At 74.2% G+C, this 11,156-nt stretch carries 7 protein-coding genes; all 7 read left to right on the forward strand.

The window, feature by feature from the left end; all coding sequences use genetic code 11:
- Nucleotides 1–368: hypothetical protein (locus ETD85_RS64005; RefSeq protein ID WP_206059483.1), on the forward strand; the 368-nt coding region annotated here is incomplete at its 5' end.
- A 6-nt stretch (nt 369–374) separates the two neighbouring features.
- Nucleotides 375–1,841 (forward strand): hypothetical protein, encoded by a 1,467-nt coding sequence (locus ETD85_RS54605; RefSeq protein WP_138697749.1) that lies wholly within the window; start codon nt 375–377, stop codon nt 1,839–1,841.
- Nucleotides 1,841–5,077 (forward strand): DNA/RNA non-specific endonuclease, encoded by a 3,237-nt coding sequence (locus tag ETD85_RS64010; protein ID WP_170247357.1) that lies wholly within the window; start codon nt 1,841–1,843, stop codon nt 5,075–5,077. Before ETD85_RS54605 ends, ETD85_RS64010 begins: the two co-directional genes overlap by 1 nt.
- 49 nt (nt 5,078–5,126) lie before the next feature.
- A complete protein-coding gene (locus ETD85_RS54615) occupies nt 5,127–5,513 on the forward strand; it encodes a GPW/gp25 family protein (RefSeq protein ID WP_170247358.1) in 387 nt (128 codons plus the stop codon).
- Between the two features lie 10 nt (nt 5,514–5,523).
- Nucleotides 5,524–7,662, forward strand: a complete 2,139-nt coding sequence (locus ETD85_RS54620) for a putative baseplate assembly protein (protein WP_138697751.1) — start codon at nt 5,524–5,526, stop codon at nt 7,660–7,662.
- Nucleotides 7,662–9,785, forward strand: coding sequence for a phage tail protein (locus ETD85_RS54625; protein ID WP_138697752.1), 2,124 nt, complete (start codon nt 7,662–7,664; stop codon nt 9,783–9,785). The genes ETD85_RS54620 and ETD85_RS54625 overlap by 1 nt, the downstream gene beginning before the upstream one ends.
- A 37-nt stretch (nt 9,786–9,822) precedes the next feature.
- Nucleotides 9,823–11,156: hypothetical protein (locus ETD85_RS64015; RefSeq protein ID WP_206059484.1), on the forward strand; the 1,334-nt coding region annotated here is incomplete at its 3' end.

The following is an 11,156-nucleotide window of genomic DNA, read 5'->3' on the forward strand; positions in this document are numbered from 1 at the left end:
CCGCCACCCCCGAGCCCGCCACCCGCGCCAACGACCTGCGCCTGCTGCGCTCGCGCGGCGGCTCCGTGCTGGAGTTCGACGACGGCCCGCAGCCGAAGGTGCGCATCACCATGGAGGCCGGGCACCAGGTCGTCCTCGACACCGCCGCCCAAGAGGTCACCGTCCGCCACGGCCTGGGCTGCGTCGTCAAGCTCACCGCCACCTCCGTCGAGATCAGCGGCACCCTCGACGTCACCGTCACCGCGGCCATGGTCAACGTGAACGCGGCGGTCTCCACCTTCAGCGGCATGGTGAAGTGCACGACGCTGGTCGCCGACACCATGGTCATGTCGCCCGCGTACACGCCGGGCGCCGGCAACATCTGGTGACCGGCCATGACCTACGCCCTGCGCACCCCCTGGTACGAGCTGGTACGGCAGCGGCGCGACCCGCTCGGCGAGGCGGCCGGCCGGCCGTTCATCCAGATGTACGACACCCCCGGCTTCGTCGAGCGCCTGACCCGCGACCCGCGCGACTCGCTCAGGATGGGGGAGGCCGACGAGTTCGCCGTGCCCGTGCCGGCGCTCCGCTCTCCCACGACGGGCGCCGGCTACCGGATGGCCGGCACCGGGGCTCTCAAGCTCTACCAGCCCAACCACGACCGCTTCTACGCCCTGGTCATCGAGCTCTTCTGCGACCAGCCCGGGCTGCCGCTGCCGGGCGGCGGCCATCCCGGTGCCGAGGTCGGCTTCGTGGTACGCCGCCTGCGCACGACGGTCGGCGACGCGGGCGCGCTGCGGCGCCTGGCCCGCAGCCTCGCCGGACGGCCCGCCGCCGAGGACGCCGACCTGGACCAGCTCGCCCGGCACGCCCGGCCCCGCGACCTCACCCCCGACGAGCGGCGGCTGCTGGATCGAGCCGCCCTGAGCACCGAGGAGGAGGCGTGGGTCACCACCGCTGACGGCCGGGGCGCCTGGACGCCCGTCAGCGGGCCACCGGCCCTCCTCCCCGGCGAGCAGGAGCACCGGATGTGGCGGCTGCCGCCGTCCGCCGCCGGCTGCACCGCGAGCCAGGCCAGGTCGCTGTGGTTCGGCGTCGTCCCCACGCTGTCGGGCGACCTCGATCGCGCGGGGGCGCCCAAGCTCGACGACCAGTCCCTCTACCAGCTGCGCTGCTTCGCCCGGATCCCGCGCCAGGCCCCCTGCCCGCCCACCTACCGCTGGAGCGAGGCCACCGCCCCCTACCGGCTGGCGGCCTTCTTCGACCCGCAGGGCACCAGGAACCGGCGGGTGACCATCACCACCCCCGACTTCCGCGCCACCGCCGCCCAGGCGAGCCGGCCGGGCCGGCCGTACGGTCCGGGCGGGGTCGAGTTCGTCCAGCCGCCCCAGTCGCGGCTCTCCTTCCGCAAGGGCAAGACCCTCCCCGACTCCGGCACCCAGGCCGGCGAGGGCGTCCAGCACTGCACCTACGCCATCGAGCTGCTGTCGATCGTGGCGTTCTTCGTCTTCAGCGTGTTCCTGCCCATCGTGACGTTCGTCTTCGGCCTGTGGTGGCTGCTGCTCCTGCGCTTCTGCTGGCCGTCGGCCTCGGACGCGCTGACCACGGTCATCGGGCACCTGAGCGCCGGCGGCACCATCGCGAGCACGTCCGGCGACACGCGTACCGCGATGGACGAGGTGCTCGGCGGGGCCGGCGCCACCGACCTGCTCATCGCCGCGCTGCCCGACGTGACCGGTGACAGCGGCCGCTCGCGCGAGCTGGTCGATTCCCTGCACCGCGACTCCGGGCCGCCCCTCGCCTCGCCGCCCCCGCTGGACAAGCCCGACGACCCGATCTGCCGGACGGGGAAGGCGGAGTAATGCCCGATCACGCGCCCTCGCGCCTCAGGGGACCGGCCTCGAAGAAGCCGTCCCCCGAGCCGCCCCGCGCCCGCGACCACGCGGCCCCGGCTGCTCCGCCGAGCAGCCTGGCCCGTGAGCTCGCCCGTACGATCCCGCCCGCCGCCGAGCCGGGCCGGGCCGCCCCCACCGAGGTGGTGGACCTCGCAGGCTCCGGCACGTTCACGCCGCCCGAGCCCGTGGCCGCCTACCTCGACCGGCAAGGGGACGAGGGCGGGCAGGTGAACGTGCGGCTCGGGAGCCTCGCCCGGGGGCGCCTGCACGTGAAGAAGGCCGCGGACGGCTACTCAACGGGGACCGCCCACCAGCCGCTCAGCCTGAGCATCCCCGTCCTCGACCCGCTGCGGTCGGCGAATCTCGAACCGGTCCTCGCCGTCCGGATCAGTGACGGCGTGGTCGAGGGGTACGCCTCGGTGCACACGGGCGAGCAGACCCAGCCCGCCGTCAACGCGCTGGGCGAGGCCATCAGCGAGCACAGCGCGGCCCTCGGCTGGCTCGGGCTCGACCGCCTCCGGCTGCCGAAGCCGGTCAACAAGCTGGAAGGCGGCGTCCTGACGTTCGAGGTGCCCGAGCTCACCTTCAGCCTGGGCGGTTTCCTCGACGGCGCCGGCCGCTTCGGCATCGTCAACGAGCAGGTCACCTTCGAGGCGACGGCCAGGGGCACGGTGAGCGGGCTCGGCACCGTCGAGCTGCCGATCCGGCGCGGCCCTGACGGGCTGCTGGCCGGCTCGATCCGGATCGCGCTCTCGCTGCCCAAGTTCTCCGGCGAGGTGCTCGCCGCGTTCGCGGCCGGTGTCGTGGACGTCAGCGGGACCGTCCAGTACACCACCGAGAAGCTCAGCGGCGAGCTCACCCTGGTCGCGACGGACGCCGAGACGGCCAAGGGGCTGGCACGCGCGCGGCTCGGCCTTGACCAGCCCGCCGCGGGAGCCGCGCCCGAGGCCGCCCCCGAGGCCGCGTCCGGAGCCGCCCCCGGGGCCGCGCCCGCCGGACCGGCCTCGGCGGCGGGGCCGAAGCCGGGGCCGCGGGTCCTGGCCGGCTGGGGGGAGCTGGACTTCCGCTTCACCGACTGGCTGACCGGCAAGGCCAGGGTGATCGTCGACGCCACGCCGCACGTGACCGTCGTCGGCGAGATCACGCCACAGAAGACCGTCGAGCTCTTCCCGCAGCGCGACGTCGTCCGGCCGCTGCCCGCCCTCGAAGCGCGGGCCCTGTACGGCGTCCCCCTCGTCGGCAACGTCTTCATCTTCGTCGGCGTGCGGCTGGAGGCGCTGGCCAAGCTGGGGCCCGGCACCCTGCGCGACATCCGCGTCCTCGGCACATACTCCACCGATCCCGAGGTCGGCAAGGACTTCAGTATCGCGGGGACCCTCAACATCTCGGCCTTCGCCGGGCTGCGGCTGCGTGGCGAGGGCGGAGCGGGCGTACAGATCCTCGATCACGACATCAAGGCGGGCGTCGGCCTGAGCGCGCTGGCCGGCGTACGCGGCTATGTGGAGGCCACCCCGACCATCGGCTACCGCGAGGTGGGTGACCCGGCGGCGGGCAAGAAGGGGGAGTTCTTCCTGAAGGGCCACCTGGAGCTGGCCGCGCAGCCGTTCCTGGGCCTGGACGGCGACCTCTTCGTGGAGCTCGACAGCCCCTGGTGGTCGCCCGCTCCCGACAAGCGGTGGACGTGGCCGGTGGGGCAGCTCGAATATCCGCTGCCCGGGCAGTTCGGCATCGGCGCGGACGTCGACTATGTCGTCGGCTCCGGCAAGTTCCCTGACATCACGTTCTCGCCGGTCGAGTTCAGCCCCGACCGGTTCATGACCGACCTGCTCGAAGACCACGTACCAGCCAAGTCCAAGGGGGAGCAGGAGACCAAGGGCACGTGGCAGGAGGGCGGCGCCCCGGCGGCCGGTGCTCCGGCGCCCGCCGCCTCGGCCTCAGGTCGCCCGGCGGCCGGCTCCCCGGCCGGCGCTGCGCCCTCTGCCGGGCCGCCGGGGGCCGGTGCCCCGGCCGCTCGCGGCGGACCGCAGCGGAAGGACCCGAAGGTCGCCGCGCCCGCCCGCCCGGGTGCGCCCGCTCCGGGTACGCCCGCTCGGCCGGGTGCGCCTGGCCGGCCTGGTACGCCTGCCTCGCCTCGCCGGGCCGGCAAGCCCGCCTCTTCCGGCCCTTCCGCCCCGTCCGGTCCGGCGAAGGGCCGCAAGCCCGCCAAAGGCCGGCAGGAGAAGGCCGACGGGAACGTACCGCGTCCCGAAATACAGAAGCGGTGGGCGGACGGCATGCAGGCGGTCGGCGAGCTCGTCCGGCGCTCCCACACGAGCCCGCTCACCGACTCCGACATCGACGCGGCACTGAAGTCCATCCGCCGCAAACACGGCTTCAAGCAACTGCGGGCCGAACGCGTGGGCGAGCACTGGCACATCTACGCGGAGATGAACCCCAGCAACGCGAACAATCCGGCGGTGGCGGACGCGGCCCCTTCGACGGCCAAGCTGCCCAAGGCACTGCACAGCCTGCATTCCGGCATGCGCATCAAGATCGCGGGCGAGGACGAGGGGTGGCTCAGGAGCCTGTTCCGGAAGAACGGCGCCTGGATGGCCTCCTACCTCCCACCGAGCCGCAGCGGTCCGGAAAAGGTCGCACCCGCCCTCACCTCGGAGGGCGAAGCGAACATCGTCCGGGTCCACGGTGAGGAGATAAAGATCGAGAAGTCGGTGAAGGGAGGTAAGGCCGATTGGGTGCGGGCCAGCCCGCTACGGCCCACCAGATATCAGCGGCCCGGGGAAGACCCGGTGGGCTGGGATCAGCTCAAAGCAAGATCGAAGGATTTCTGGGTCCGGGCGCACTTGCTCCACGGCGCCCTTGGCGGCCCCGGCTCCACCTGGAACCTGGTGCCGGCGACGAAGTCGGTCAACATCCAGATGTTCCACGGGCATGAGAAAAGCCTCAAGGAGAAGGCCGCCAGCGAAAGGATCTCGTTCGAGGCCAAGGTCTCCTACCACGAGGACCTGCCTGGCACCGGGGTCAAGAAGCCCTCCGGGTTCCCCCGGATGATCGACGTGTCCTGGCACTACCTGGATACCGGCGTAAAGGACAGCAAGTCCTATCCAGTCCGGCCGCCGCGTTCGAACGAGCTCCGTCCGAAAAGCAGGAAGGGCGAGCCGGACGGCAAGGGGAACGGGGCCGAGCCGGAGGGCGAACAGCAATGACGCCCGTACGGCGACGTGCCGGTGACGGATGCCGGGCCATGGTGTCCGCATGACGATGGAGGCGTGGATCGGCAGAGGGCCGAGGTTCCCGTGGCGGCCCGGTGTCCGAGGCGGTTTCGAGTACGCCGGCGGCGAGGAGCTCATCCGCCAGTCCATCGAGGCCATCCTCGACACCGAGCCCGGCGAGCGGATCATGCTGCCCGGCTTCGGCTGCGGCCTGCGCCGCTACCTCATGGAGCCCAACTCGGTCACGACGAGGGCCGCCATGCGCCGCGACATCGAGGACGCGCTGAGCCGATGGGAGCCGCGCATCGAGACCACGAACGTCTCGGTGACGGCCGGGGAGGAGGCTTCGCTGGTGTGGATCGACATCGCGTACAGGCGCCTCGCGGACCGGCGCGAGGACAACCTCGTCTACCCGTTCTACCTGCGGTGAGGGCCGGACGATGACCTTGATCGGGCCGATACTCGACGACCGCACCTACGAGCGGCTGCGCGAGGAGCTGATCCGGCGCATCCCCGTCCACACCCCGGAGTGGACGGACGTCAACGAGAGCGATCCGGGCGTCGTGCTGCTGGAGCTGTTCGCGTTCCTCGGCGAGTCGCTGCTGTACCGGTTCAACCAGATCCCGGACGCGACGAAGGTGGCGTTCCTGCGCCTGCTCGACGTGCCGTCCCGGCCGGCGGCGGCGGCGCGGGTCCTGGTGACCGCGGTGACGCAGGCGCCCCGCGGCGTCCAGGTGCTCGCCGGCCGGGAGCTGCGCGCGGGCGCGATCGCCTTCGAGACGCGCGACGAGCTGTACGCCTGGCCTCTGGAGGTCCTCGGCGTGGGCAAGGTGCGGGCTCCGGAGCCTGATCCGGGGGACGCCTACGAGCGGGCCCGGCGCGACGAGGCGGTGCGCCGGCTCAAGGACAAGGGCGAGGTCGCCTTCTACGAGCCCGTGGTGCTGCCCGCCGACCCGCTGGCCCCCGAGGCCGCGCCGCTCGACGTCGACGGCACCCTCGACCAGGCCCTGTGGGTCGCGCTGTTGACCACACCGGCCACCGACCTCGCCGAGCTGCGCGGGCGCACGATCTTCCTGGGCATCGAGCCCGAGGAGAGCATCACGGCGCCCTTCACCGCCGCGGGGGAGGCGGGGCGCTACCGCTCCACCGGTCTCGGGCAGCCCGGTCCCGGGGTGCGCTGGCAGCTCTGGCGCGGTGGCGCGGCCGGCCCGTTCCTGCCGCTGGAGGTGGTCAGAGACGGCACCAAGGGGCTCCAGCAGGGCGGGGTCGTGGCGCTGACGCTGCCCAGGGAGCTGCCGGTGCTGCCGGCCGAGCCCGGCACCGCCCGTACCGACCCGCCCCGTCTCGACGAGCCGGCGCAGGCCGTCCGGGTCGCCGCCTGGCTGCGCGCCACCCGCCCGCCCGGCGCCGCCGAGGGGATGGGGCGCGTGCGCTGGGTCGGCGTCAACGCCGTCGAGGCCGTCCAGGAACGCACCGCCGCGCAGGCCGAGCTGCTGGGCACCGGCACGGGTGAGGCCGGGCAGTCCTACCGGCTGACCCAGCAGAACGTCCGGCCCGGCACCGTGGAGCTGGAGGTGGAGGAGGCGGGCGGCTGGGAGCGCTGGCAGGAGGCCGACGACTTCACCCGCACCCGCGACGGCGACCGCCATTTCGTCGTCGACCGGGCCGATGGCCTGGTGCGGTTCGGCCCGGGCGGGCGGCAGGGCCGCGTCCCGCAGATCGGCGAGCGCGTCCGGGTGCGCTCCTACCGGTACGGCGGCGGCGCGGCGGGCAACGTGCCTGCCGGTGCCGTCACCACGCTGACCGGCGGCGGCCCGCAGGTCGCCAACCCGCTGCCGGCGAGGGGCGGCGAGGACGCCGAGCGGCTGGACGCCGCGCTGGAGCGCATCCCGGCCGAGGTGCACCGCAGGGATCGCGCCGTCACCGCCGCCGACTTCCGCGACCTGGCCGCCCGCCTGCCCGAGGTCGCCAGGGCCGAGGCGCTGCCGCTGTTCCACCCCGCCACGCCTGCCGTGCCCACGCCAGGGGCGGTCAGCGTCGTCGTCTTCCCGCGGCAGGACGCGCGCGATCCGGGCGCGCCGGTGCCCGACCGGGGGTTGCTACGCCGGGTCGCCCAGGAGCTCGACGCCCGCAGGCTGATCACCACCGAGCTGTACGTGCTGCCGCCCGACTACGTGCCGATCGCGGTCTCCGCCGGCGTGGCCGTGCACGACGGCCACCCGGTCGACGCCGTACGCCGCTGGGTCGAGCTCATCCTGCGCCAGTTCCTGGCACCCGTCCCTCCCTACGGCCCGGACGGCGGCGGCTGGCCGCTCGGCCGGGTGATCCGGCGGGCCGAGCTGGAGGCCGTGGCCGTGCAGGTGGAGGGCGTGGACTACCTGGAGGGCCTGCTGCTGGCCGAGCGGGTGGGCGACACGTGGGTGCGGCGCGACCTGATCACCCCCGCCTCGTGGCAGGTGCCCCGGCTGGCCGAGGTCACCGTGGTGGCCGGGCCGCCCCTCCAACCGGGGGCCGGCCACCCCGAGCCGCCCGTCTCCGGCAAGGTCGACTACCTACCGCTGCCGCGCGAGGTGTGCTGATGGACGGCGACCGAGGCGTGAGCCTGCTGGCCGACCCCGACCAGTGGGCGCGCTGCGCGCACGAGGGCGTGGCACTGTCCGCGACCGGGGGCATCCAGCTCACCTGGCACGACGACCCCCCACCCCCGTATGCGGGCGACGCGGCTTCACCGCTTCCCTCTGCCTCACCCGCTTCGCCGGCCTCACCTGGTCGCCGGGCTGCGGCAGGCGGCCTGGCCTTTGACCGGCGGGGCTTCGCCTATCGGTCGCGGACTGCCGACGGCCGGATCGACACCTACCGGCCGGGCGGCGGCGAGCCGTCGCAGGCGCCGGGCGGCCCCTACGACGAGCCCCGGGCGCTGGCGATCGACGCCGCGCGGCTGCTGTACGTCGCCACCCGGCGCGCGGTCGTCGTGACCGCCATCGACGCCGGAGAGCGGCTGACCGAGCTCCCGGTGACCGCCCGCGATCTGACCGTGCACGACGAGGTGGTGTACGCCCTGACCGCCGGCGGCATCGTGCTCATCCAGGGCTGCCGTGGTCCCCGGCCAGGCCCCGGGCTCATCCGGCCACGCTGCCACGGCCCGCTGGAGGCGTACCGGCTGGCGGTGTGCGCGGACGGCCGCCTGCTGGTCCTGTGGGTCTCGCCGGACGACACGCACGCTGTGGTGGCGACGCCCGAGGGCGCGGTGGCCGTGGCGGCGCCGGGTGCGACCGACCTGACCGTGACCTCCGGCGGGACCCTGGTCGTGGCCCGCGAGCCGGGCCGTTCCTTCCTGAGGTTCGATGAGCACGACGGCGCCTGGCTGGAGCTGGAGCCGGTACGCGCCACAGGCTACGACGGCGGCGCGATCGCCAACCACCCGAGCGGCCCGAGCCAGGTCTGCCATGGCGCCGACTCGGGAGGCGCGAGCCGGGTGATCGGTTTCACCACCGCCGAGGGCGTGGCCGACACCGGCGGCATCGCCGGCCGCTATCGCACGTCGGGCGGCACGGTGACGTACCGGCTGGACAGTGGCGCCTACCGGACCCGCTGGGGCCGGGCGTTCCTCGAAGCCTGCCTGCCGCGCGGCACCGCCGTACGGCTGCGCTTCGTCACGGGGGACGACGACGACCCACCGCCGGACGCGCTGCGCTGGACCCCCGCCGATCGCAACGGCCGCGTGATCCGCCGCCCGGACCTCACGCCGCCCCTGCCGTCCGCCCTCGCCCTGGACACGACCGCTCCTGCCGCGGCGCCGTTCAAGCGGCCGACCGGGCCCGAGACGCCGTGGACGCAGATCGCCTGCGACGACCTGTTCGAGACGTACGAGCTGCCCGTCAGCGCGCCACCGGGCCGCTACCTGTGGCTCGCCCTCGACCTGACCGGCACCGAGGCGGCGACTCCGAGGATCCGGGCCGTCCGGGTGGAGCGCCCCGGCCACGGCCTTCTCCGCCGCCTGCCCCGCTCCTGGTCACGGGATGAAGGCGACGCCCGGTTCCTGCATCGCTGGCTGACACCCCCCGAAGGGCTCCTGCACGAGCTCGACGAACGTGCCGCCCGTCGCGACCTCCTCCTGGACCCCGAGACCACCCCGCAGGAGGCGCTGGAGTGGCTGGCCGGGTTCGCCGGGCTCGCCCTGGACCGGCGCTGGCCGGAGCACGCCCGCCGCACCCTCGTCGGCCGCGCCTACCGGCTGTTCCGCGGCCGGGGCACCCTCGCCTCTCTGCGTGAGCTGCTCGGCATCTACCTCGGCTGGGAGCCGGTGATCGTGGAGCGGTGGCGGATCCGGGGCGTCCCTGGCGGGCTGCTCGGCCGGCCGCCGGAGGGCGCCACGGGCGCGGACGCGGTCGTCGGCCGCATGCGGATCGGCAGCCCGCCCGGCCACGACGCCGCCGCCCACCGTTTCAGCGTCCTCGTCCCCGCCGACCTCACCACCGAGCAGGCGGACGTGCTCCGTTCGATCCTGGAGCTGCACAAACCCGCGCACACCAGCTACGACATCTGCGAGATCGGCCTTGGCATGCGGGTCGGGCGACGGCTGCACGCCGGGCTGACGTCCATCGTCGGGCCGGGCGCCGGGTGGAGGCCGATCGTGCTGGGCCGGGCACGGCTGGGCACGGACGGCGTGCTCGGCGTCCCGTCTCCGAGGGTGCTGCGATGACGGGCCTGGCTGTTCGCTGCTCGGCGAAGGCGGCGCGATGATCGACGTGACCATTCGCAGGCTCAGCGTGACGACGCACGGGACGCCCCAGGACGGCGTCCTCGTGGGACGGTTGCTGGCCGACATGGCGGCCGAGCGGCTGGACCGCGCGCTCCGCGGGCTCTCGCTCCCGGCCGGGATCTGGTGCGTGCGGCGGATCGACGTCCGCGTGCCGCTGGACCTCGCCCGTACGGAGCCCGGCCTGGCGGAGGAGTGGGCGGCGGCGCTGGCAAGGTCCCTGCCGCAAGCCCTCGCCACCGGAACGGATGTCGTCCACTACGCCCACCTCGGCGCCGCGCTGGCCGACCTGGTGCGCGGGGCGGCCACCGGTCAGGTATCACGCATGTGGGCGTGGCAGCAGGCCGGGGCGCTGCGCGACGGTGATCCGCGTCCGGACGCGAACCCGGCGGCGGCCGTCCTCACCGTCCTGCGGCGACACCGGGCGATGACGCCGGCCGTCCTGACCTCCGCCATCCTCGATGCCGGGCTGCCCGCCCTGCACCGGCTGCTGGGCGAGAGCGGGTGGCAGGCCGTCGCCGGACTGCTCCCTGGGATCGCTGATCCGCCCGCGCACGCACTGGGCGCGCAGGCTACGGCGACCCGAACCTCCGACTCCGGCCCCGCCCACCCCGGCAGCCAGGTCCCCTTGTCGGCGTCGGAAGGCTCCGGTGGGCTCGACTCGACCGTGCTCGCTTCACCCATGGCTGATGGTTCGCCGGTGCCGGATGGGGTCGCTCGGCCCGTCCCTGGGGAGGGCGCTGACGCGGACGTTCGTGCGCTGGCTGGGCAGTTGCTCGCCTTGTCTCCGTTGACCGAGCTGATCCGCCGGTCGGGGCTGCGGCCGTCCTGGCGGACCCGCCGGGTGTGGGCGTTCCTGGCCGTGCTGGCCGCCGACCCGTCCCTCGCCACCGGCTCCGGGCGCGCGGCGGCGGTCATCGCGGCGGCGGCCGACCTGCTGGCCGACGACTCGCCACAGACCTCCCCGGTACCGGCCCGTGTCCCGGACCGGGCGTCCCACGAGCTTCCGTGCCGAGATTCGCACTCGCTCGCCGCGAGAGCGCCGTATGAGCCCGGGGAGCCGAACGAGTCCGGGGCACGGGACAGGCACTGGGAGTCGGACGCGCCGAATGGGGAACTGGACCTGCCCGGTGAGGACCGCGCCGACCATGGGCACCGGACACGGTGGGCTGGCCTGCTGTTCCTGCTCGGCACGGCGCGTGCGGCCGGCCTTCCGGACGCCGTGCTCGCCGACCCGGTGTTCGCCACCCGCCCGCTGCCCTGGGTGCTGCAGGGGCTTGCGCTCCGGCTGATCCCTGTATCTTATACACATCT

This window comes from Nonomuraea zeae (genome assembly GCF_005889725.1).
Lineage (GTDB): Bacteria > Actinomycetota > Actinomycetes > Streptosporangiales > Streptosporangiaceae > Nonomuraea > Nonomuraea zeae.

Coding starts and splice junctions, on each gene's coding strand:
- ETD85_RS54605 (WP_138697749.1), top strand. CDS start 375: ATGACCTACGCCCTGCGCACCCCCTGGTACGAGCTGGTACGGCAGCGG.
- ETD85_RS64010 (WP_170247357.1), top strand. CDS start 1,841: ATGCCCGATCACGCGCCCTCGCGCCTCAGGGGACCGGCCTCGAAGAAG.
- ETD85_RS54615 (WP_170247358.1), top strand. CDS start 5,127: ATGACGATGGAGGCGTGGATCGGCAGAGGGCCGAGGTTCCCGTGGCGG.
- ETD85_RS54620 (WP_138697751.1), top strand. CDS start 5,524: ATGACCTTGATCGGGCCGATACTCGACGACCGCACCTACGAGCGGCTG.
- ETD85_RS54625 (WP_138697752.1), top strand. CDS start 7,662: ATGGACGGCGACCGAGGCGTGAGCCTGCTGGCCGACCCCGACCAGTGG.